We start from the raw sequence: 23,823 nt of genomic DNA, 5'->3' as shown, positions 1-23,823 counted from the left end.
ATTCATTACTACAATTGTGTGCGAATTCAAGAAAAATTAAACCACCTATCCCCTAAAGAATTTAGGGAACAAGTGGTTTAGGTGTTTTGATTGGTGTCCCCTTTTCGGGGGGCACTTCAAATTGTGCCGATAACTCATTAATGTTTCGACAATAAATATTAGCAGCATCGATGTGAGAACGAGTGATATTTTCTTGAATTTCTTTTGATTTTGCTCCTTCTGGATTTATAAAATCAATAAAATTTTTTAATGTATCAAGTAAAGTATTAGTCATTGGATGATACCTCCTTAATATGTGTTTGAAGAATATTTTACCATATTTTAAAAGCGAGATATCTAATAGTAAATACAATATTTTCCATGAGGTGCGGAGGAATATTAAATAATTGAAGATAATATCTTAAGTTAGGATGTTATTCTAAGAAATGGATGGAGAATTTACATAGCTATGAGCAGGTTCTTTTTTTATTTAATCAAAAAGGTATTAACATACATCAAAAGCGAACCTATCCATATTCAAAATGAAAAAGAAGAACGTTAATCCTCACTACAAGGCGTTCTTCTTTTTTTATTTTATTCGTCGTCTTCAAAATCGCGTAAGCTATCTAGCAATTCTGTAAAAGATGAACAAACAGGGTAAATTGCTTCTTCCATCTCTTCTTCCTCATGATCCCAAAATACGATTGTTGGTGATGCAGGATTGTTTCGATAATCAAAACACAAGAAATTCCCAAATGGATCATTTGCAAAGGGGTATACGTTGTCTATTAATTCTTCTTTTATATCTTCGTAATTTTGAACAATTGAATATTCATCCTCTATATGAAAAGTCAACAAATCATTGAAGATATTTTCATCTTGCCCAGGTAAATAAAAGCTATTAGGATCAGGATAACCTCCATCGTATTTCTTTACACATGCAATGAAATCTTCAGGAAATTTAATACCAAAATATTTTTCTACTTGTTCAATCTCTTTATCTGTAACTTTCGTTTCACTTACTTCAGACCAAGAAATATGATTCATATATATTCCCCCTTATTTATCACTATCTTTTCCCCAAATTTTATACCCACCTGTGTGACCAGTCTGCTTATGTAATTTCGCATCTACAAGTTGCATTCTTCCTGTATCCTGGTGGTGGTGCCATGTATATGTTTTAGGTTTCTTTCCACTTTTAAACATTTCAATTTCTTTTTCTGTAAATTTAGAAGCTAATTTAGGGTCTTTTAATATTTGTTCGTACAGTGCCTTATTACATATTCTAAATTGTGCTGTTCTATCTTTTTTTAAATCTACTTCTTTTAATGTTATTTCTGTAACGGCATCGAAAATAGGAAATCCTTTTGCGTCATACGGTACACCTGAAACTGGATGTTTATCTCCCGCCAATTCCCCTTTTCTTAATCTAATTGTTTTTGGACCATTTGGACCTTCATAAGTATATGTGGCCGCTTTCTGCAAATATTGTTGTGTACTACCAATACCCGCATATGAAAGGTGATTACCAGCTTTTAACTCATAGTTATTTAATATATATAATGCATTTGTGTATACAGAGGAGTGTGTTAGAAGCGATTTTCCTTTTGTAAGACTTGTAACAGTTGCTACTTTTCCTGCTTGTCCAACTTTATCCAGACCTTTGCTACCAATAAAACCTGTGAGTAGCGAGGTGACTACATAAGCTGCATAATGTTCCCTACTTTCCATATCCCCATTCCATAATTCGTTCATGAATGAATCGGACAGGGCATTCCATGCCGCAGGTAGGGTTTCTTTATAATTTACGATTGCATCTTTCATGTTTAACCAGGTCTCTTTATCTCCCAAAGCAACAAATCCGTCCCATGCGTCTACAACGCCATCTACTACACCAGTGGAAATACCAGTCCAGGCATCGCTCAAATCCTTTTTATTTCTATCCCAAAAGGATTGTTCTGATTGTGGTGGGATTTTGCCACACATTGCACCTTCTTCAATTGAATTATCAGCCTGACGATTCTTATCTTCTGTAATCGATTGAATAGAAGTCACCCATTCCATATTCAACCCTTGTGTACTAAATGTACCACTTGCAGGACTAAAACCTTTTCCACTTTGGACTTCGGCTAAACCTGTCGCAATGTTAGCGGCTAATTGAATTGCTGTACTATAGTTATCGCTAGATGTTTGATTAAATTCATATAGCTGTTCTAGTTTCTCTTGCAGTTTTTGTTTCATGACAGCAAAAAGATTTACGATATCGTTCATGCCCGGATTTGGCATAGTTTGATGGAGTGCTTCTGTACTTGCTATCATTCGGTCAATTTCTCGAATTTGTTCTAATATTTCTTGTTCAATAACATCTGTTGAAGCTACCTGTGATTGAAATTGACTTGGAAAGGCATCGTTCTGACGAATTAATTCCTCACATAAGTAAATAATTCCTTGTGCTAAAGGGCGAAAGGTTTCTGCGAAAAATGCTTTTGCACTATCGTAAGTTTGCCCTTGTAGAACGGTATCACTTGTAAAAGCATCAATTGACTGAATAGCTTGTTCCATACCTTGAATAGTAGCGGTACAGAAAGCATTCATACTTTGTGTTTGAGCCTGTACTTCCCCTAAGTACATATTTAAACTCAAAAATCTCCCTCCTTTAATAAGTAAATTATACCGATTTAAGGAGATAACTGTAAATGTTACATTGCAATGAGTTTATTAGAGATAATAATATACCTAAAAGCGAATTTATCCATATTCCAACTGAAATGGGGAGTAAAGAACTGGTGGTATTAAATGATTCACCAAATAAAAAAGTGAACGAGTATGAAAAAATATTCGTTCACTTTTTTATTTTTATAAATGTAGTTCATAATTTCCGTCAGTACTATCAAGCTTTCTAAATATTTCCTCGAATGGATTAAGCTTTTTTGAGAAACTATTTTTTAATGCAAAGTGGTAACCTTCTTCAGTTATAACTTCTTGTAATACTAATCATTCAAATCCTTTTTCTTTAGCGAATGCTTTAAACTATTCCAGAACAATACTTCCTTTACCTTGATTACTGGGGGTAATGTTTATAGCAGTAATTGTCAAGTATGGATCGGGGAAAAATTCGCTTCTAAGTATTCTTTAGATTTTTTTAGAAGAAATATCTAAAGAATACTTAGAAACCCCTTCTATGAACATTATTTCATCTTGTACCAATTCATCTAATAACATTTTTAATTTTTGAAAGTCTTGTACATGAAGAGGGATCTCGGTGAATTTTTCTTTCAAAACAATTAACTCTTTTTATCATCTGTTTTTTACACTTATCCATTTCTATACACACGCCAACCATTATATTTTTTGTCCCAAACTAGCCCCAGGTGTATACTTTTTAATGCTTTATTTTGCATTATTAGTGACAAATAAAAAAAGCCCAGGCCCCTTGATAAACAAGGTTCCTAAGGCTTTTAATAATACTCTTTTCAGAGTACCGAGATTAACGAGAGTAGAACTCTACGATTAATGCTTCGTTGATTTCAGCTGGTAACTCAGAACGCTCAGCGTGACGAGTGTAAGTAGCTTCTAATTTGTCAGCATCGAAAGTTAAGTATTCTGGTACGAAGTTGTTAACTTCGATCGCTTCTTTAACAACAACAAGGCTGTTAGATTTTTCGCGAACGCTGATAGTTTGACCAGGTTTTACACGGTAAGATGGGATATCTACGCGAGCGCCATCAACCATGATGTGACCGTGGTTTACTAATTGGCGAGCTGCACGACGAGTGCGAGCTAAGCCCATACGGTAAACTAAGTTGTCAAGACGAGCTTCAAGAAGGATCATGAAGTTTTCGCCGTGCTTACCAGGCATTTTACCTGCTTGGTCAAATGTGCGACGGAATTGACGCTCAGTCATGCCGTACATGTGACGAAGTTTTTGTTTCTCTTGTAATTGTAAACCGTATTCTGAAAGTTTCTTACGTTGGTTAGGACCGTGAGGACCTGGTGCGTAAGGGCGTTTTTCTAATTCTTTTCCTGTGCCGCTTAGAGAGATTCCAAGACGACGAGACAGTTTCCAAGCTGGACCTGTATAACGAGCCATAGTTGACTCCTCCTTTAAAAATGTTTTTATTTACGTAAAATAAAAACAGACGTAATCGATATTTACGGGCATTTTATTTTCATGTACCTTCGCTCCAGCAGCAGGGAGTTACGAGATACACCTCCGTAGAGGAACAAAATACAAACGATAAACTCACATTACAAGGCTGCCTTTTTATTTTACACAAACGCTATTATATCTTTTACCCAGAGTTTCGTCAAGCGAGTACGTTTTTGTTTTATGCATAAAAATTTTGGAAATTAATATAAGAAGGAATTTAAAACAATATAGAAGAAGAGATAGAAACACAAATAAAACGCTTACATAAAATGAAGGAAAACGTTCATCAAATTTTTATGGATGAATATGCGGCAATAAAAACATAAGGGGGATGTTTTTATGAAAAAGAAGCATATGGAGACAGCGTTAATTCACCACGGTTATATACCTGAGGAACATAAAGGAAGTTTAACACCACCTTTATTTCAAACTTCTACATTTACATTTGAAACTGCGCAGCAAGGAGAGGCGAGTTTTGCGGGAGTGGATCCATCTTATATTTACTCACGGCTTGGAAATCCAACTGTGAAATTATTTGAAGAACGTATGGCGGTGTTAGAAGGAGGAGAAGAGGCGCTTGCCTTCGGATCTGGTATGGCAGCTATTTCAGCAACTTTAATTGGTTTTTTAAAGGCTGGAGATCATATTATTTGTTCAAATGGATTATATGGGTGTACGTACGGTTTTTTAGAAGTGTTAGAAGAAAAATTTATGATTACGCATTCGTTTTGTGATATGGAGACAGAGGTTGATATTGAAAATAAAATTCGCCCAAATACAAAGCTTATTTTCGTTGAAACACCAATTAATCCGACAATGAAATTAATTGATTTAAAACAAGTGATTCGGGTTGCGAAGCGAAAAGGCTTACTTGTTATTGTTGATAATACATTTTGTTCACCTTATTTACAAAGACCGCTTGAGCTTGGCTGTGACGCTGTTGTGCATAGTGCGACAAAATATATTGGAGGCCATGGTGACGTTGTAGCGGGCGTAACAATTTGTAAAACGAAAGCATTAGCTGAAAAGATTCGCCCGATGCGAAAGGATATCGGCGGTATTATGGCGCCGTTTGATGCGTGGTTATTATTACGCGGGTTAAAGACGTTAGCAGTAAGAATGGATCGTCATTGTGATAATGCAGAAAAAATTGTATCGTTCTTAAGAAAACATGATGCGGTAGAAGGTGTTTGGTATCCAGAAGGGGAGTTAGCATCTCGTCAAATGAAACAAGGGGGCGGTGTTATTTCTTTTTCAGTAAAAGGCGGAAAAGAAGAGACGCAAGCGTTTATTAATGATCTTCACTTTATTACAATTGCGGTGAGTTTAGGAGATACAGAAACGTTAATTCAGCATCCAGCAACGATGACGCATGCTGCGATTCCAGCTGAACTAAGAAAAGAAATGGGCATTTTCGATAATTTAATACGCTTATCAGTCGGTTTAGAATCGTGGGAGGATATCGCTTCTGATTTAGAGCAGGCATTAAAGAAAATATCTACTGTTAATCAATAAAAAAGAGTGAGCTATCGGTTTTGTACAGGACGTACTAAATCGATAACTCGCTCTTTTCTTTTTACATATGTTTTAGGAGTGTTTCCACAAACTTTTCTAAATAGCGCTGATCTACTTCATCAAAACGATTCTTTTCAGGACTATCAATGTCAAGTACACCAATGACAACTCCTTCTTTCACAATCGGTACAACGATTTCTGAATTAGAAGCACTATCGCAAGCGATGTGACCTGGGAATTGGTGAACGTCTGCTACAAGCTGTGTTGTTTTCGTTTCAGCTGCTACGCCGCAAACGCCTCGTCCAAATGGAATGCGCACGCAAGCAGGCATTCCTTGGAACGGTCCAAGAACAAGCTGAGTTCCTTCTGTTACGTAAAAGCCAACCCAATTAACGCGATCTAAAAATTGGTTTAATAATGCGGACGCATTTGATAAGTTTGCGACTACGTTTGATTCGCCAGTTAATAACGCATCCAGTTGTTTAATTACTGTCTCATATTGCTGCACGCGAGATCCTGCATAACTTTCTTTAGTAAACATGGAAACAGCTCCTTTTTTATCGAGATGTGTAAAATATTAGCAAAATACGATGTATTTCACATGACTTTGTCGATAGAAAATTAAAGGAATTTGTCTTAAAAGTCAAGAAATTTAAACTATAGCTGTTCATTGAAGGGAAGTGAGCGCATGAAGCAGACGAAACAAAAAGTAATTGATGCGGCAATATCGTTGTTTAATACGAAAGGTTATGATGGAACGTCGGTGCGAGACATTGCAAAGCGAGCGGATGTGAATGTAGCGAATATTTCATATTATTTTGCTGGGAAGCAAGGTTTATTAGAACAGCTTATTACTGATTTTTTAGAAGGATATATTCATGTGATTGAAATGTCGTTTGAACAGAGAGAGTATTTGTCGGCTAAAGATGTGATGGTGCAAATGGTGCGCGGGATTTTACGATATCAATTTGAAAATAGAGAACTAACACGTTTCTTCTACCGAGAGCTTTCGCTTGATACGACATTAATTCGTGAAGTGATGACCGTTTATTTTTCTAAAGAAAGATATTATATAGAACAAATGATTAGACAAGGACAAATGAAACAAGAATTTCAGAAAGTATCATTTACAATGTTTATGACGCAATTAAAAGGTATGATAAATATGCCGTTTTTATATCCACAATATATATCAGAAGTACTGCATTCTTTCCCATCTGAGACATTTTTCATAGAAATGTATACGAAAGAGATTGAGCAATGGATGGAACAAGCATTATGTAAAGCGAATATGTACCATGAATGGCCAAGAGCTGTTCATATGTGAAGAATCCCCACCTAACGAACTGAGGTGGGGATTTTTATGTTTACTTTTCTTTGCCATAAATTGTTACATAATAGCGCGATAATTGTTAATGCTGCTCCAGCGATTTCAATTTTATCGACTGTATAACCTCGAAAGATAGAACCGATCAGTGCAAGGATAGGAACTAAATTCATAAATAATATGCCGTTAATAGATGAAATATAGCGATTTCCCATATTCCAGCAAAATACAGCGATAACGCCTGCGATAATCGACATATAAAAGAGCTCAAAACGAACGCTCACAACTGTATGCAGTGACGGCATAGTAACTATATTTGTGTACGTTAAGAAAGTAACAATAACGATGAGTGAAATGGAGCCAAATAAACAAGTTAATGTCGTGTACCTAAGTGGTGACCAAGATTGAAAACGAGCACCCCCGTTTGTATAAATGACCCAGCAAGTAACGCCGCATAGCATCAATATGTTTGTTGATAAGTGGCTTGCAGCTCCAAATAATAAGTGAATATTTCCTTTTGAAATGACAAGCATAACACCAAGTAATGCAACGAACATACAAAGGAATGTATAGTTTTGTGGGCGGCAATTTTTCGTTATCCATTGCAGTGATAAGGCAATCAGTGGCATAAGGGATTGAATCATAGCTGCATGGATTGCTCCGGAAGGTCCAGCAAGTTGTTGTCCGTAGAAAACGAGAAAACCATACCCCGCGAAACCGACTGTCCCGTAAAAGAATAGAGAAAGTGTTCTTTTTTCTAAACTGAGCGAAGTCTTTCCTTCAGTAATTAATAGCAAAATAAGAAAAATAATAGCTGCTGATCCATAGCGAATCGTTGTGAAGAAGAACGGATCGATAAATTGCAGAGCATTTGCCATTACAGGAAACATAAATCCCCAGGCAGTGACGGCGAGTAAGCATAGAAAGGATCCGAGTAGCATTTGTTTTTTGTTCAAGAGTATCTTTCCCCTTTACATTTCGTTATAGTAAGTTGATGAAATAAGTATAAAGAGTAATTGTTTATAGGAGGAAATAGCGATTTCTTATAACGGTTATAACTTTTTGTTAGAGGTGTGTACGATGGATTTGGAGGCAGTACGATCGTTTATTGAAGTGAAGCATACGCGAAGTTTATCAAAGGCAAGTAAGATTTTACATATATCTCAACCAGCGCTTAGTAAACAAATTCAAAAGTTAGAAGCGGATTTAGAGGTTACTTTACTTAAGCGTTCTGCGCAAGGAGTAGAGTTAACGGAGGCAGGAGAGTTATTTATAAAAAGAATGCTACCGATTTTGGAGCAAATAAATGAAGTGAAAACAGAAATGAGGGGATATCAAGAGAACCAGAAATTTTCAATTGGTATACTACCGAGTTTAGCAGAGCATTACATATCAGAATGTAAAGATATATTAGGTGATGAGTTCGAATTGGAATGGCAAATCGGGCATACGGAAGTATTAAGAGATTTATTTAAAGCGCGGGAGATTGACGCGATGTTCATCGATTCAATAGTAGAAGGGGCTACGTATATAAAAGAAGTACAACAAGAGAAAATTGTTTGTGCCGTTTCAACTAATCATCCGTACAAAGAGAAGATAGTCATTCAAATAGAAGAGCTGCACAATGAAAAATTAATTGTATATCCAGAAATATGTGATGTAAGGAAAATGATTATGAACATGTTTCATGAAATAGGTGTAAAACCAACTATAGCTGTGGAAACATCTTACGCAGAACCGATGCTTGCAATGGTAAAAGCTGGCCTTGGTATCACGTTACTTCCAGAAAGGGCAGTAGAGCAGTCTGTAAGGCAAGGAAATGTACATGTAATTTCTGTTGAACCACCACTCATGCGGAAAATTTATTTCGTATCCCATACGAAAGATTGTTTGTTATTACAATCATTTGAGGATAGGTAGTGAGGTAGGCGGAATATTGAGAAAGATTACAATCACATTGAAAGAAACATGAAATTTTAAAAAAAACTAGGTCAAAAACAAACCATTACATGGTATGATTAGTACATTGTTAGTTGTTAAATATAGGGGAATTCCCTTTTTATACATAATGCCTTCCATTTCATAAACGGAACGGACAAAAAAAGAGATATAACTAGGAGGCTTTTTTGCATGGATTCTATCCTGACGATCGTTATCATTGTAGTAAGCTCTATTCTAGTGCTGCTCATGATAGAGCTTGTGATAAGAAATCGTTCATATAAAGATATTGAAGCACTGGAGCAGTGGAAACAAGAGATAAAAGATAAACCTGTGGCAGATGAACTAAAACGGGTAAAAGATTTAAACATGACGGGTCAAACAGAAGAACTGTTTGGTAAATGGCGTGAAGAATGGGATGAAATTGTATCAACAACCCTTCCGAAAGCTGACAAAGATTTAGCGCAAGCGCGAAAATTCGCCTCGCAATTCTCCTTCCGAAAAGCAAAGCATGCGATGAACGAATCCATAAGTGGTTTAGATGACGCTGATAATCGTATTACGGACATTTTAAATGAATTACAGCAATTGTTAGAAAGCCATGAGAAAAATAGCTCGGAAATTGAAGGGTTACGTGATACATATCGTAGTATGAAAAAGAGTGTTCTTGCTCATAGACATATGTATGGAGCAGCAGAGCAGAAAATCGAAGAGATGTTAGACGCTGAATCTGAGAAATTTAAAACCTTTGAAGAAGCAACAAACAATGGCGACTATTTAAAAGCGAGAGAAATTGTTATTAGTTTGGAAGAAGGTTTAGCAGATTTAGAAATCATTATTCACCAAATTCCAGATTTATTGGTAGAGTGTCAAGCGACGTTACCAGTTCAACTGGAAGATTTATTACACGGACATAATGATATGGTAAGACAAGGTTATGTATTAGATTATTTGGAAGTCCCTAAAGAAGTTCGCGATATGACGAAACAACTACAAACATGTTTAATGGATATACAGGAGCTTCATATAACAGAAGCGGCTGAAAAAGTAGAAAACTTAAAAACACGTTTAGATGGGTTCTACGATCAGCTGGAACAAGAAGTACATGCGAGACATTATGTGGAGCAAAAAACACTTTCTGTTTATGATGACTTAGAAGAAATGCGCATCGAAACGATTGAAACGAAAACAGAAACACAACTTGTGAAACAAAGCTATCAATTGCAAGATAAGGATATTGAGTCTCAAAAAGTAATTGAAAAGCAAATGCACATTTTAACGAAACGTTTTGAAATGTTGCAATTACGCGTTGCTGAACAAGATATTGCCTTCTCTATTATTCGTGAGGAACTAGAAGAGGTTTATGAGCAATGTGAAACGTTAAAAGTACTTCATGCAGAATATAAAGAAATGCTGCAAGCGATGCGTAAAGAAGAATTTGAAGCGCGTGAGAAGTTACAAGAAATGCGAAATACTATTTTCGAAACGAAACGCTTTATGCAAAAGTCGAATTTGCCAGGTCTTCCAGAGAGTATTATGGAAGATTTAAAAAGAGGGCAAATGGCAATGCAAGCTGTATATGAACAATTAGAAGTGAAGCCGTTAAATATGAACGCTGTAAATAGCAGTTTAGAAGAAGCATATACAACTGTGAACGATGTAGCTGAAATGACAGAAGAGTTAATTGGACAAGCATATTTAGTGGAAAAATTAATTCAGTACGGTAACCGTTACCGCAGTCATGATGAAAACCTAGCAGAAAGTTTAAATTATGCTGAGAAATTATTCCGTGAATACCAATACGATGCAGCTTTAGAACAAGCGGCTTCAGTATTAGAGCAACTTGAACCTGGCGTTGTTCAAAAAATAGCTGAATATGTAGACAATGAACAAACCCTTTCATAAAAGGGTTTGTTTTTTTATGTAATTTTGCAGGCGATGTTGCTATAATGAATAGCGGAATACAGCAAGGTTATTCGTTTCAAAATAAAGTGAAACTGTAATCGGTGGGAGGATTCATCCCCACTGATTACTAGCCTTCACCAATCGGGCATTTACGGGCAGTTAATCTCCCATCTAACTTCTTTGCTCTAACTGGATTTTGAGGTGAGAGTCTTATTGCCCGTTAACGCGGGATAAAGTGAAACTGTAATAGGAGGGCATCCTCGCCAATTATTAGTCTTCACCAATCGAGATAAAACGGAACCTTTGCGTAGTCTTAGCGTAATGACACGTATTTATGATATGATTATACGATGTGATAGCGCTGAAAGGGGAAGAACGATGATCTATTTTGATAATAGTGCGACGACGAAGCCATATCCAGAAGCTCTTCAATCATACGTGACGGTTGCTGGGAAATATTTTGGTAATCCTTCTTCTATTCATTCGCTTGGAGGAGAGGCAGAGCGTCTATTAACACAATCAAGAACGATTGCAGCGCAGCTTCTTCGTGTTAAACCTTCTGAAATTATTTTCACATCAGGTGGAACGGAAGGGAATAACCTTGCGATTAAAGGGATAGCGATGAGGAATCGTTCGCGCGGCAAACATATCATTACAACAAATATTGAACACGCGTCTGTGTTTGAGGCATATAAGCAATTAGAAGAACTCGGGTTTGATGTAACATATTTACCGGTTAACGAGCATGGGGTTGTATCGGTAGAAGATGTGAAACGAGCACTTCGTGAAGATACGATTCTTGTGTCAATTATTCATGTGAACAACGAAACTGGAGCAATTCAGCCCGTTGCTGAAATTGGAACGTTATTATCGAATCATCCGAAAATAAGATTCCATGTAGATCATGTGCAAGGGATAGGAAAAGTACCGCTTGATTTATATGCTTCTCATATTGATCTTTGCTCAATATCTGGACATAAATTCCACAGTGTAAAAGGAACGGGTCTTCTCTATGTACGCGATGGCGTAAGATTAGATCCAATTTTATCAGGTGGTCAACAAGAGCTTAAGTATCGCTCTGGTACAGAGAATTTACCTGGCATTGTAGCGATGGTGAAAGCACTTCGCATGACAATGGAACAAGTGAAAGAAAAGGTAGCTCATTTGCAAAGTTTACAAGCAGAGCTTGTTCGTTTCTTTAAAGAGATGGAAGATGTAACGATTAACACGTCGCTTGCCTATGCAGCACCGCACATTTTAAATGTATCATTTGTTGGTTTAAAACCAGAAGTAGTCGTTCATGCTTTAGAAGAACACGGTGTATATGTGTCAACGAAATCTGCTTGTTCTTCAAAAGCAAATGAAGTGAGCAGAGTGTTAGTGTCAATGGGAGTGCCGCATGCAGCAGCTGCAAGCGCTATTCGTATTAGTTTGGCACCAGAAAACACAATGGAAGAAGTAAAACAATTTGAAGGTATTGTAAAAGAGACGATGCCAAAATTATATGAAGTGATGAGGTAAAGAAATTATGTTGAAATATGAATATATTTTAGTGCGTTATGGAGAAATGACGACAAAAGGTAAGAACCGTTCTAAGTTTGTAAGCACATTAAAAGATAACGTGAAGTTCAAACTGAAAAAATTCCCAAATATTAAAATCGATGCAACACATGATCGTATGTACATCCAGTTAAATGGTGAAGATCATGAAGCAGTCTCTGAAAGATTGAAGGATGTATTCGGTATTCATAAATTTAACTTAGCGATGAAAGTACCATCAGAATTAGAAGACATTAAAGAAGGTGCATTAGCAGCTTTCTTACAAGTAAAAGGTGATGTGAAAACATTTAAAATTACTGTACACCGTTCTTATAAGCATTTCCCAATGAGAACGATGGAATTATTACCTGAGATTGGCGGACATATTCTAGAAAACACAGAAGATATTACAGTAGATGTTCATAATCCAGATGTAAATGTACGCGTAGAGATCCGCAGTGGCTATAGCTATATCATGTGCGATGAGCGTATGGGGGCTGGCGGTTTACCAGTTGGCGTTGGCGGAAAAGTAATGGTACTTCTTTCTGGTGGTATTGATAGCCCAGTAGCAGCGTACTTAACGATGAAACGCGGCGTATCTGTGGAAGCAGTTCACTTCCATAGTCCACCTTTCACAAGTGAGCGTGCAAAACAAAAAGTAATCGATTTAGCGCAAGAGTTAACGAAGTATTGTAAACGAGTAACGCTTCACCTTGTTCCGTTTACAGAAGTGCAAAAAACGATTAATAAAGAAATCCCATCTAGCTATTCAATGACGGTTATGCGCCGTATGATGATGCGTATTACAGAACGTATTGCTGAGGAGCGTAACGCACTTGCAATTACGACTGGTGAAAGTCTTGGACAAGTAGCAAGCCAAACGTTAGATAGTATGCATACGATTAACGAAGTAACAAACTACCCAGTTATTCGTCCGCTTATTACGATGGATAAATTAGAGATTATTAAAATCGCTGAAGAAATCGGCACATATGATATTTCAATTCGTCCATATGAAGATTGCTGTACTGTATTCACACCAGCAAGCCCAGCGACAAAGCCGAAACGTGAAAAAGCAAATCGTTTTGAAGCGAAATACGATTTCACGCCATTAATCGATGAAGCTGTAGCGAACAAAGAAACAATGGTATTACAAACGGTAGAAGTAGTGGCGGAAGAAGAAAAATTTGAAGAACTTTTCTAAAACCATAAATTACCATATCTAAAACGTGTATGAAGTCATGTTATTTATCACACTCTATACTCACAAGGAGGTGATATAACATGTCACGTAGCACAAATAAATTAGCGGTTCCTGGTGCTGAATCAGCATTAGACCAAATGAAATACGAAATCGCTCAAGAGTTTGGTGTTCAACTTGGAGCTGATGCAACAGCTCGCGCTAACGGTTCTGTTGGTGGTGAAATCACTAAACGTCTAGTTTCACTAGCTGAGCAACAATTAGGCGGTTACCAAAAATAATCCCATATGATGGCTTAGAAAGAGCGGGTTCTCCCGCTCTTTCTTTTTTGTGTTGTGTCGCTATTTGTCGGTAAGTCGATGTAATTTCGTTTGCTAATTCGACAGAACTGAAAAATTTGTCAAAAGAAGAGGGTTCAAAATTAACAGAAAATTCTTTATTATATAAAGGAGGCATAAAGAAAAGGGAGGATATTTTATGAAGCGAGAAGAATTGTTGGCGCCACCGTCTTATAATTTAGTTTCTGAAATAGAGAAATATACGGGTGATAAAGGGAAGTTAGCTTTAATTTGGCAAGATGATAAAGGGAATCGAAGGGAAGTTACATACGCTGAATTAATGCAAGGTGCGAATAAAATTGGAAACGCTTTTATAAAAAGTGGTTTGCAAAAAGGGGACAAGCTTCTCATTATGATGCCGCGTTTAATTGAAGCGTACATGACGTATATTGCTGCTATTAAAGCAGGATTTGTCGTAATTCCAAGCTCGGAAATGTTACGTAAAAAAGATATAGAATATCGAATTGGACATGGAGAAGTAAAAGCGATAGTAAGTTATGAGCCGTATATTAGGCAATTTGATGATATAAAAGCGATGGAATCTCTTCGAAAATTTGTCCTGAGCGAGCAATCAGTAGATGGATGGGTTAATTTGAAAACAGCGTTAGAAACAGAGAGTGACATGTTAGAAATGGCGAAGACAGATAAAGAAGATATGGTCTTTTTATCTTACACGTCAGGAACGACAGGAAATCCAAAAGGTGTCGTTCATACACATGCGTGGGCATACGCTCATTTACGTACGAGCGCTCCAAATTGGCTCGGAATTGAAGAGAATGATATTGTATGGGCAACAGCTAGTCCAGGCTGGCAAAAGTGGATTTGGAGCCCGTTTTTAGCAACGCTAGGATCAGGGGCAACAGGATTTGTATATCACGGTAAGTTTGAACCGAAAACGTACCTGAATTTATTAGACGATAATAAGGTGAATGTGCTTTGTTGTACACCGACTGAGTATAGATTAATGGCAAAGGTAGAAGATTTAAGCCAGTACAATTTAGAGGCATTACATAGCGCTGTATCCGCAGGAGAGCCGTTAAATAGAGAAGTCATTGAAACGTTCCAAAAGCACTTTCATATTACAGTAAGAGACGGCTATGGGCAAACGGAAAATACATTACTTGTTGGTGTAATGAAAGGGATGGATATTAGACCAGGATCAATGGGGAAACCAACGCCAGGTAACCACGTCGATATCGTAAATGAGGAAGGTACTCCAGTTAAAGTAGGCGAAGTTGGTGATATTGCAGTTCACATTGAAACGCCGGCCCTCTTTAAACAATATTACAAAGACAATGAACGTACAGCGATGCAATTTCGCGGTGATTATTATATTACAGGTGATAAAGCGAAGAAAGATGAAGACGGCTACTTCTGGTTTGAAGGGCGCGGTGATGATATCATTATTAGTTCTGGTTATACAATCGGGCCATTTGAAGTAGAGGATGCTCTTGTAAAACATCCGTACGTAAGAGAATGTGCAGTTGTCGCAAGTCCTGATGAAATTCGTGGAAGTGTCGTGAAGGCATTTATCGTATTAAGAGAGAATATAGAAAAGAACGAAGAAACATTAATTCCAACACTCCAACAACACGTCAAAGAACTCACTGCACCATATAAATACCCTCGCAAAATTGAATTTGTAGATGAACTACCAAAAACGATTTCTGGAAAAATTCGCCGTATTGAACTTAGAAAACAAGAGATGGAGATTCCGTCAAAATAATTTTGAAAACAGTGAAGTAAATAGTTGAATGAAATGCAAAACAATGATAAAATAAAAACGAACACAAGTTCGATTTTATAAACTAAAAAAAGAGGTGTCCGTATGATTTTAGGTATTAATCCGTACTTAGTTTTAGATGGCAGTGGGCAAGAAGCTGTACAGTTTTATAAAGAGGCTTTAGATGCAAAAGTAGAAGTCATGCAAACTTTTGGTGATATGCCTGAAAATCCAGAATACCCGGTTCCAGCTGAAGCGAAAGAGCGCGTTTTACACGCTACTTTAAAAGTTGGTAATACGGATCTTATGATTTCTGATACATTCCCGGGTCAAGAGCATGCAATCGGATCTCAAGTAACAATCGCAATTCAAATTAGTAATGCAGAAAAAGCAAAAGAAGTATTCGATAAGTTACAAGAAGGTGGAGAAGTTATCATGCCACTTCAAGAAACATTCTGGAGCCCAGCATACGGACAAGTAAAAGATAAATTTAATATTGAATGGCAAGTTACAACGTCTACTACTGAACAAAAGTAATTTTAAGAAAAGCACCATATTTTGAAATGGTGCTTTTTTTTATACAATAAAAAATAAAGGAGATGGGATATATGGGAGAAATTTGGTATGGCGGCACCATTTACACAATGAGAGAAGAAAATGAAAAAGTGGACGCAGTTTACGTTGAAAACGGTACGATCGTTGATGTTGGAAGTAAAGAAGAGTTAGAAAACCAATATGCCGCGGTTACATTGCACGATTTAAAAGGCAAAACGATGATTCCAGGTCTCGTTGATAGCCACATGCACCTTATTGGACATGGGGAGAGATTACTTCGTCTAGATTTATCAAATTGCACATCTTATGGTGAAGTGCTTACTCTCGTTCAGAAGCAAGCGGAAGAAGCTCCAAAGGGCGCTTGGATTATTGGAGAAGGATGGAATGAAAATAACTTTACAGATACGAAAGATGTTCACGCGCATGATTTAGATGAAATTTCGAAAGACCATCCCATTTTATTAAAGAGAGTTTGTCGTCACGTTACATGGGTTAATTCATACATACTGCAAGAAGCGAACATAACAGAAGCGACGCAAGATCCAAAAGGCGGAAAAATTGGCAGGGATTCATCAAATAAGTTAACAGGGCTTTTATATGAACAAGGGCAAGAATTAATTAAACACGTTCAGCCAGAAATTGATGAAGCTTATTTGCAAAGAGCTCTGCAAACAGCGATTAAAGATTGCTGGAAATACGGACTTGTTGGCGGGCATACGGAAGATTTAAATTATTATGGTGGTTTTAGAAAAACATATAATGCGTTTTCTCACGTTATAAAAGAAATGCCATTTAAAGCCCATTTGCTCGTTCATCATGAAGTAGCACATGAACGAAAAGAATATGAAAATGAACACTATATTGAATTTGGAGCAATGAAAATTTTCTCTGACGGTTCTTTTGGCGGAAGAACAGCATTATTAAGTGAACCGTATGAAGATGCGAAGGAAACGAATGGGGTTGCGATTTTCTCACGTGAAGAACTTGCGGAATTAGTGAAGAAAGCACGAGAATTACATATGCCAGTTGCGATTCATACTATCGGTGATTTATCGCTTGAATATGTCATTGATGCACTCGAATTATATCCACCAGCAAAAGGGTTACGTGACCGTATTATTCATTGTCAGCTTGCTCGTGAAGAGTTGATAGAAAGAATGAAAAACTTGCAAGCCATTATCGATATACAGCCAGTCTTTCTTTCATCAGATTTTCCGTCAGTCATTGAAAAACTAGGCGAGCGTCGTCTTCGTTATGCGTACGCTTGGAAGACGTTATTGGAAGCAGGATTACACTGCAACGGTGGCTCAGATGCTCCCATTGAACAAGTGAATCCATTTTTAGGCATATATAGCGCTGTTACACGTAGAAGTTTTATTGACGGTGTATGCTATATGCCTGAGGAGAGATTAACGATTTATGAGGCTGTTTCTTTATTTACAACAGGAAGTTCCTATGCAATCGGAAAAGAAGCGAAGCAAGGGCAAATTACAAAAGGATATGAAGCAGATTTTACAATATTAGACCGCAATATTTTTGAAATTGAGGCAGAAGAAATAAAAGAAGTGCAAGCAGAAATGACCGTAATAGATGGCCAAGTTGTCTATAGAAAAGATGAGTAAAAATATATGAGCGATTATTAAAATATATCGACTTACCGACAAAAACTGACAAGAATAACGGCCGGATAGTAAGAGATTATTGTCCGCGTCAATTGGGGTAAATAAATAACCGCAGAATTATGGAATTACATAATTCTGCGGTTATTTTAATTCTATAAAAACGTTCTTTGTACTTTTTCCCAGAAAGAATTGTTTTTTAATTTAACTGTTTTAATTTGTTTATCGCTTAAGCGTACAACAGCTTTTTCTACTTGTTTAATGCTAAGCGCTTCGTTATCCATGCCGATAACAGGATAATCGTTACCGTCTGGTTTTAGTTTTAAAGTTAATGTACGTTCGTGATTTAAAATGAACGGTGAACCGAGCGTACGATATGTGTTGTTATTTAATGATGCTAGTTCGCTTACTTGGAAACATGGGATAAGCGGGTCAACAACTGCACCATGCAATGATTTATTGTAAGCAGTACTTCCTGTTGGGGTAGAAACTACTAAACCGTCCCCTCTAAATGTTTCGAAGTATAAATCATCAACGTGAACATCTACAACGAATGTTTTAATAATACTAGAACGTAATGAGAACTCATTTAAACAATGGAAAGATGTACTATGATCTACATCTACCTGAATTGTTGGATATTTTCGCACTTCAATTTCATTTTTTGTAATTTCTTGAAGGGCTGTATCAACGTGATCAATATGGAAATCGCAGTAGAACGAAGTTTCATCTTTCGTAGAAATCCCTGCGTATAAACAATCTTCTCTAAAACCAGTTTTACGAACGGCTTGTAAGAAAGTTGCATCATCTCCAACACTGACGATAGCGTTTGCATTTTTTGGATGATCTAATATGGTAAATCCATTCTCTTCTAAAATACGATAGATTGGTTTCATTTTTTCAACGAGCGTTGCTTTGTCATCACCATAAAAGAAAAATAAATTGCGACGATCTGCCATTATGTATCCCTCCACTGCAGTTAAATTTTCTGTTTTTCGTGCTACATATCATTAGAGTCTGTTCCTTGATGATATGTTCAAATAATATATTTCGATATAAATTGTCAAAACACCTTTTTATTTTTAGAAAAATTTTTATATTCAATCTTATAGAACTCTGTTTAATGATGCATAAAGTTGTCGATAATGGGTACGGAGTGAAAGGATGATACGTATGAAGTGGCTCGTAATTGGAATAATAATTCTTCTTCTTTTTATTTTGTTTATACTATTGTCGAAAATAAAGCTTAAGGTGACATTTTTATATTCAGAAATGGAAAAGCAATGTTTGCTTCAAGTGAAAATATGGATGATTCGATATACATTTGATGTGTTGGAAAGAATTGAAAAACAGCAGAAAAAGACAGGACAGAAAATCGAAAAAGCTGAAGAAGACGGCGGACTCGATAATAAAATTATGGCGCAACTTGACAGCATTGGTGAACTGATAAAAAAGCTTCAAGAAGTTCATACTATTGTTAAAGATTTTCTCAAACGAGTGAAAATCAATGGTTGGAAATGGCATACACAAATTGGAGCAGGCGATGCAGCTAGTACTGGAATTGTCACTGGATATGCATGGGGGACAAAAGGTATGGTTGCTGGAGTTGTCGGACAATATATGCATATTGTCGACGTACCAGAATTTGAAATTACCCCAGTTTTTCAAGGGAAAGGATTTGCATCAAGATGCGAGTTAACAGCATCTTTTCGTATATTCCGCGCTATAAAAACTGGCGTCAAATTACTCGTCTTTATGAGAAGACAAAGATCTGGTATGGCAGAAAAATCTGTTCAAGCATAGGGGGGATATAGAATGGACCATCCAATTCAAGGTTTAATGACAACAGCAATGCAGCATTTAAAACAAATGACTGATGTAAATACAATTGTTGGTGACCCAATTAAAGCGGCAGATGGAAGCGTAATTCTTACAGTTTCGAAAGTAAGTTTCGGATTTGCTGCTGGTGGAAGTGAATTTGGTAAAGTAGAACATTCAGGCCGTCATCCATTTGGCGGGGGAAGTGGTGGAGGAGTTTCTATTAATCCTGTTGCCTTTCTTGTTATAAATGGAGATGGTGTGAAAGTATTGCATTTAGATAAACAAACACACGTCATCGATAAAATAATTGAATTAGCGCCACAAGCTGTTGATAAAGTGAAAGAAATGATGGATAAACGAAAAGAAGATGATCCAGAATTTCAAATTTAAAGAATAAAGAAGCTAATCAATAGGTTAGCTTCTTTAATTTTTTGTAAATAAAGCGATTTTATTTGCATTATCGATAGGGACAAACTATCATTTACATTGTACATATTTTGTTTAAATAAGGGAGGATTTTCAAGTGGCAAACGTAACTTTTAAAGGTAATCCAATGACTTTAGTTGGAACAGAAGTTAAAGTTGGCGATCAAGCGCCAAACTTCCAAGTATTAGCAAACGACTTATCTCCAGTAAGTTTAGAAACATACAAAGGCGAAGTGAAATTAATTAGTGTTGTACCTTCAATCGACACAGGTGTGTGTGATGCACAAACACGTCGTTTTAACCAAGATGCAGCAGGTATTGAAAACGCAAAAGTATTAACAATTAGCGCTGATTTACCATTCGCTCAAAAACGCTGGTGTGCAGCAAACGGTTTAGAAAATGTTGTAACACTTTCTGACCACCGTGACCTTTCATTCGGTGAAGCTTACGGCTTAGTAATGAAAGAACTTCGTTTACTTGCTCGTGCAGTATTCGTAGTAGATAGCAATGACAAAGTAGTTTACGTAGAGTACGTAAGCGAAGGTACAAGCCATCCAAACTATGAAGCAGCATTAGAAGCAGCTAAATCTGCGAAGTAATGTGAAGAAAATGACCTCTTATAAAGAGGTCGTTTTTTCTCATATATTGCTCTGTAACGGCATCGATATATGAGAAAAAACGTTATATCACATATAACTAAAGGGGAGCTCTTTACAGGAGGTCGCTTTTTCTTTTTGGAAAAAATCACTTTGTGGTATGATATAAGTTATGTGTAAAAGAGAGAAGGAGGAATGTACGTGAGTCAGACAGTAGAAACATTATTTTCTATTTTTGATTCTTCTGCGGTAGTTTTACGTAAAGAATTAGATGTAACATATTTAGAGGCGCTTGTAGAAACAGGTGATAACTTGTTTGAGGGAGCGATTTTACAAGAGGAATTATCCGAATCAGCAATTGAAAGGCTGAATCGTGAATATAGTACGTTTAATGAAGAAACATATAAAGGTGAAGAAATTCGTAAAGCATTTCAGTTAGCCATCTTAAAAGGAATGAAAGAAGGCGTACAAGCGAATCACGAAATGACACCTGATGCAGTTGGTATGTTCATGAGTTACTTATTCCATAAATTTATGCAAGGTCAAAACGAGATCACAGTTTTAGATCCTGCAATTGGAACAGGAAATTTAATGACTACAGTGTTTAATAGCGCCAAAGAAGGACTAACAATGAGTGGATTTGGTGTAGAAGTGGATGAAGTGCTAATTAAACTTGCTTTAGTAAATGCAAATTTACAAAAGCATGCAATCGAATTCTTCCATCAAGATGGACTAGCACCACTTTATATCGATCCAGTTGATGCAGTCGTTTCAGACTTACCGGTTGGTTATTATCCAAACGAAATCGGTGCAAGTGAATATAAATTAAAAGCAGATGAAGGAATGTCGTATGCCCATCACTTATTTATTGAACAAAGTGTGAAACATACGAAAGAGGGCGGGTACTTATTCTTCTTAGTACCAAACTTCATTTTTGAAAGTGACCAGGCACCAAAATTACATGCATTTATTAAAGAAACATGCTTTATTCAAGGGTTATTACAGCTTCCTGTTTCCATGTTTAAAAACGAGAAAAATGCAAAAAGTATATTTGTTCTCCAAAAGAAAGGCGCTAATGTAACAATGCCAAAACAGGCGTTATTAGTGGAATTGCCTAAATTCTCTAACATGAAGGCAATGGAAGACATTATGGATCAATTAAATACTTGGTTTGCAACACATAAATAAAGCTAGGTATATGTAACAGTATTAGTGATTTATGTAGTACAGTTTTATATAATATGTCATATTTTTAAATATATACAAGATTTAACTGAATTTTTTTGAAATCTGTAATATATATTTTTTCTTGGTGTTACAATTTTTTCACTTGAAATATATGTCGGACGATGTTTAAATTAAAATCGTGAGTATAAAATTTGCTAATGATGAAACGTTTTCATATTTGGTGAATTTGATCAGATAAAATCGAGCGGTTTGTGGAAACATCCACACAACTACCAAGAGAAAAAGGGGCGAAAGACTAGATGTCAAAAATCATCGCGATTAACGCAGGAAGCTCTTCCTTAAAATTCCAATTATTTGAAATGCCAAGTGAAACAGTATTAACAAAAGGTTTAGTAGAACGTATCGGTTTAGAAGATAGTATCTTCACTATTACTGTAGATGGCGAAAAACAAAAAGAAATTACAAACATTCCAGATCACGCAGTAGCAGTTAATATGCTTCTTAAAAAATTAACTGAAAACGGAATCGTTAAATCTCTAGATGAGATTGGCGGTATCGGTCACCGTGTTGTTCACGGCGGCGAAAAATTTGCTGACTCTGTTTTAATTACTGATGAAGTATTAGCTGATATCGAAGAATTAAGCGATTTAGCACCACTTCATAACCCAGCAAACGTTGTTGGTATTAAAGCATTCCAAGAAGTATTACCAAACGTACCAGCAGTAGCAGTATTCGATACAGCATTCCACCAAACAATGCCGGAATCTGCATTCCTATACAGCTTACCATATGAGTACTATGAAAAATTCGGCATCCGTAAATACGGTTTCCACGGAACTTCTCATAAATATGTAACTGAGCGTGCGGCTGAATTATTAGGTCGTCCAATTGAAAGCTTAAGCTTACTTTCTTGTCACTTAGGTAACGGTGCAAGTATCGCAGCAGTAGAAGGCGGTAAATCTATCGATACTTCTATGGGCTTCACTCCACTTGCTGGTGTAACAATGGGTACACGTTCTGGTAACCTTGACCCTGCGTTAATTCCATACATCATGGAAAAAACAGGCCAAACAGTAGAAGAAGTAGTTAACGTATTAAACAAGAAAAGTGGTATGTTAGGTCTTACTGGATACTCTAGTGACCTACGTGACATCATTGCGAAAGAAGAAGAAGGCGACCACCGTGCGAAAGTAGCACTTGATGTATTCGTAAGCCGTATCCACAAATACATCGGTTCTTACACTGCTCGTATGAAAGGTGTAGACGCAATCATCTTCACAGCTGGTGTAGGTGAAAACAGTGCGATTATTCGTGAGCGCGTATTAGAAGGCCTTGAGTACATGGGCGTATACTTCGATGCAAAACGTAATAACGTATTCGGTGAAGAAGCATTCATCAGCTTCCCACACTCTCCAGTAAAAATTATCGTAATTCCAACTGACGAAGAAGTTATGATCGCTCGTGACGTACTACGTCTTGGAGATATTGGTTAATATATGAAAAGAAAGACGAGATCCTATAGGATTTCGTCTTTTTTCTTTTGGATGTATTTTAAAACTCCATCCGGATATAATGTTTTTTCTTTCTGAATGAATGCCGTAATAGGAATCCATTTCGCATACGATATTGTTTGCTCATCTTGTATATTCACTTTTTCCATTTCATATAGTGACGTGTCTAATAAACGTAAAGAATATAGTTGAATGATTTCATGAGCAATTTCTCGATCTAGATGAAAGACATTTTCTAAACAACCTAAATAATTGGTGATTTCTATCTCCGTATGAAGCTCTTCTTTAAACTCCCGAATAACAGTATGTGCTGATTTTTCACCAAGTTCAATTGAACCGCCAAGAGGACGATAATATATTTCGCCTTCTGTATAATATTCTTGTACGAGAAGGCGATCTTGATGTACAGCAAGACCGAAAGCTTTTGCACGTGGATACATATACAATCACTCCTTATTTGTTTTGTATAAGGACGATTATAATGTATGGTGTG

At 36.7% G+C, this 23,823-nt stretch carries 25 protein-coding genes and 1 pseudogene; 17 read left to right on the top strand and 9 right to left on the bottom strand.

The window, feature by feature from the left end:
* Positions 1 to 81 (top strand): IS3 family transposase (locus tag MR143_RS06035; RefSeq protein WP_142243365.1); only part of this gene is annotated, 81 nt, incomplete at its 5' end.
* Here MR143_RS06035 and MR143_RS06030 read toward each other — a convergent pair.
* From MR143_RS06030 to MR143_RS06020, 3 genes are all read right to left on the bottom strand, one after another.
* A complete protein-coding gene (locus MR143_RS06030; protein ID WP_000185631.1) occupies positions 62 to 274 on the bottom strand; it encodes a hypothetical protein in 213 nt (70 codons plus the stop codon). The genes MR143_RS06035 and MR143_RS06030 overlap by 20 nt on opposite strands.
* Before the next feature lie 299 nt (positions 275 to 573).
* Complete coding sequence (locus MR143_RS06025; RefSeq protein WP_001015677.1) at positions 574 to 1,026, bottom strand: SMI1/KNR4 family protein; 453 nt, start codon at positions 1,024 to 1,026, stop codon at positions 574 to 576.
* Between the two features lie 12 nt (positions 1,027 to 1,038).
* Positions 1,039 to 2,622, bottom strand: coding sequence for an HNH endonuclease (locus MR143_RS06020; protein ID WP_000056040.1), 1,584 nt, complete (start codon positions 2,620 to 2,622; stop codon positions 1,039 to 1,041).
* 53 nt (positions 2,623 to 2,675) lie between these two features.
* Between MR143_RS06020 and MR143_RS06015 the strand changes: the two genes are divergently transcribed.
* Complete coding sequence (locus MR143_RS06015) at positions 2,676 to 2,882, top strand: hypothetical protein (protein ID WP_000902086.1); 207 nt, start codon at positions 2,676 to 2,678, stop codon at positions 2,880 to 2,882.
* Here MR143_RS06015 and MR143_RS06010 read toward each other — a convergent pair.
* Together MR143_RS06010 and rpsD are read right to left on the bottom strand one after the other, a co-directional pair.
* Positions 2,836 to 3,258, bottom strand: a pseudogene (locus tag MR143_RS06010) (N-acetyltransferase). The gene MR143_RS06015 and the pseudogene MR143_RS06010 sit on opposite strands and share 47 nt — an antisense overlap.
* 208 nt (positions 3,259 to 3,466) lie before the next feature.
* Positions 3,467 to 4,069 (bottom strand): 30S ribosomal protein S4, encoded by a 603-nt coding sequence (rpsD, locus tag MR143_RS06005; protein ID WP_000135317.1) that lies wholly within the window; start codon positions 4,067 to 4,069, stop codon positions 3,467 to 3,469.
* Between the two features lie 399 nt (positions 4,070 to 4,468).
* Between rpsD and megL the strand changes: the two genes are divergently transcribed.
* Positions 4,469 to 5,644, top strand: coding sequence for a methionine gamma-lyase (gene megL, locus MR143_RS06000; protein ID WP_000726560.1), 1,176 nt, complete (start codon positions 4,469 to 4,471; stop codon positions 5,642 to 5,644).
* 61 nt (positions 5,645 to 5,705) lie between these two features.
* Here the strand turns inward: megL and MR143_RS05995 are convergent, their stop codons facing one another.
* Entirely contained in the window at positions 5,706 to 6,185 is a 480-nt protein-coding gene (locus MR143_RS05995; RefSeq protein WP_000494343.1) for a GAF domain-containing protein, read from the bottom strand.
* A 147-nt stretch (positions 6,186 to 6,332) separates the two neighbouring features.
* Between MR143_RS05995 and refZ the strand changes: the two genes are divergently transcribed.
* The gene (refZ, locus tag MR143_RS05990; protein ID WP_000814921.1) at positions 6,333 to 6,971 is read left to right on the top strand and encodes a forespore capture DNA-binding protein RefZ; all 639 of its coding nucleotides are present in this window, start codon (positions 6,333 to 6,335) and stop codon (positions 6,969 to 6,971) included.
* An 11-nt stretch (positions 6,972 to 6,982) separates the two neighbouring features.
* Here refZ and MR143_RS05985 read toward each other — a convergent pair whose 3' ends face one another.
* Entirely contained in the window at positions 6,983 to 7,927 is a 945-nt protein-coding gene (locus tag MR143_RS05985) for a DMT family transporter (protein WP_002181039.1), read from the bottom strand.
* 124 nt (positions 7,928 to 8,051) lie between these two features.
* Between MR143_RS05985 and MR143_RS05980 the strand changes: the two genes are divergently transcribed.
* From MR143_RS05980 to MR143_RS05945, 8 genes are all read left to right on the top strand, one after another.
* Complete coding sequence (locus tag MR143_RS05980; protein WP_000362521.1) at positions 8,052 to 8,891, top strand: LysR family transcriptional regulator; 840 nt, start codon at positions 8,052 to 8,054, stop codon at positions 8,889 to 8,891.
* A 210-nt stretch (positions 8,892 to 9,101) separates the two neighbouring features.
* Entirely contained in the window at positions 9,102 to 10,814 is a 1,713-nt protein-coding gene (gene ezrA, locus MR143_RS05975) for a septation ring formation regulator EzrA (RefSeq protein WP_000377300.1), read from the top strand.
* Positions 10,815 to 11,192: 378 nt separating this feature from the next.
* Positions 11,193 to 12,335, top strand: coding sequence for a cysteine desulfurase family protein (locus tag MR143_RS05970; protein WP_000638992.1), 1,143 nt, complete (start codon positions 11,193 to 11,195; stop codon positions 12,333 to 12,335).
* Between the two features lie 7 nt (positions 12,336 to 12,342).
* Positions 12,343 to 13,557 (top strand): tRNA uracil 4-sulfurtransferase ThiI, encoded by a 1,215-nt coding sequence (gene thiI, locus MR143_RS05965; RefSeq protein ID WP_000922337.1) that lies wholly within the window; start codon positions 12,343 to 12,345, stop codon positions 13,555 to 13,557.
* 80 nt (positions 13,558 to 13,637) lie between these two features.
* Positions 13,638 to 13,835: an alpha/beta-type small acid-soluble spore protein gene (locus tag MR143_RS05960; protein WP_000091640.1), complete on the top strand. Its 198-nt coding sequence runs from the start codon at positions 13,638 to 13,640 to the stop codon at positions 13,833 to 13,835.
* 196 nt (positions 13,836 to 14,031) lie between these two features.
* Complete coding sequence (gene mbcS, locus MR143_RS05955) at positions 14,032 to 15,618, top strand: acyl-CoA synthetase MbcS (protein WP_000817776.1); 1,587 nt, start codon at positions 14,032 to 14,034, stop codon at positions 15,616 to 15,618.
* 102 nt (positions 15,619 to 15,720) lie between these two features.
* Entirely contained in the window at positions 15,721 to 16,152 is a 432-nt protein-coding gene (locus MR143_RS05950) for a VOC family protein (RefSeq protein ID WP_000600361.1), read from the top strand.
* Positions 16,153 to 16,223: 71 nt separating this feature from the next.
* Entirely contained in the window at positions 16,224 to 17,792 is a 1,569-nt protein-coding gene (locus MR143_RS05945) for an amidohydrolase (protein ID WP_000504000.1), read from the top strand.
* Positions 17,793 to 17,944: 152 nt separating this feature from the next.
* On the opposite strand, the gene MR143_RS05940 is transcribed toward MR143_RS05945, so the two are convergent.
* Complete coding sequence (locus MR143_RS05940) at positions 17,945 to 18,748, bottom strand: NAD kinase (RefSeq protein ID WP_000785185.1); 804 nt, start codon at positions 18,746 to 18,748, stop codon at positions 17,945 to 17,947.
* A gap of 205 nt (positions 18,749 to 18,953) precedes the next feature.
* On the opposite strand from MR143_RS05940, the gene MR143_RS05935 reads away from it, so the two are divergent.
* From MR143_RS05935 to ackA, 5 genes are all read left to right on the top strand, one after another.
* Positions 18,954 to 19,592: a DUF2953 domain-containing protein gene (locus MR143_RS05935; RefSeq protein WP_002164202.1), complete on the top strand. Its 639-nt coding sequence runs from the start codon at positions 18,954 to 18,956 to the stop codon at positions 19,590 to 19,592.
* 12 nt (positions 19,593 to 19,604) lie between these two features.
* A complete protein-coding gene (gene ytfJ, locus MR143_RS05930) occupies positions 19,605 to 20,000 on the top strand; it encodes a GerW family sporulation protein (RefSeq protein ID WP_000350003.1) in 396 nt (131 codons plus the stop codon).
* A gap of 133 nt (positions 20,001 to 20,133) precedes the next feature.
* A complete protein-coding gene (tpx, locus tag MR143_RS05925; protein WP_000024529.1) occupies positions 20,134 to 20,634 on the top strand; it encodes a thiol peroxidase in 501 nt (166 codons plus the stop codon).
* Positions 20,635 to 20,832: 198 nt separating this feature from the next.
* On the top strand, positions 20,833 to 21,819 hold the full coding sequence (locus tag MR143_RS05920; RefSeq protein WP_000084367.1) for a class I SAM-dependent methyltransferase: 987 nt from the start codon (positions 20,833 to 20,835) through the stop codon (positions 21,817 to 21,819).
* A 299-nt stretch (positions 21,820 to 22,118) separates the two neighbouring features.
* Complete coding sequence (gene ackA / locus MR143_RS05915; protein ID WP_000034575.1) at positions 22,119 to 23,312, top strand: acetate kinase; 1,194 nt, start codon at positions 22,119 to 22,121, stop codon at positions 23,310 to 23,312.
* Between the two features lie 23 nt (positions 23,313 to 23,335).
* Here the strand turns inward: ackA and MR143_RS05910 are convergent, their stop codons facing one another.
* Entirely contained in the window at positions 23,336 to 23,770 is a 435-nt protein-coding gene (locus tag MR143_RS05910; protein ID WP_000283502.1) for an NUDIX hydrolase, read from the bottom strand.
* Between the last annotated feature and the right edge of the window lie 53 nt (positions 23,771 to 23,823).

This window comes from Bacillus cereus group sp. BfR-BA-01347, assembly GCF_022663835.1.
Taxonomy (GTDB): Bacteria; Bacillota; Bacilli; order Bacillales; family Bacillaceae_G; genus Bacillus_A; species Bacillus_A thuringiensis_K.
Note: the sequence above shows the minus strand (reverse complement) of the source record. Positions and strands in the feature narration are given on the sequence as shown.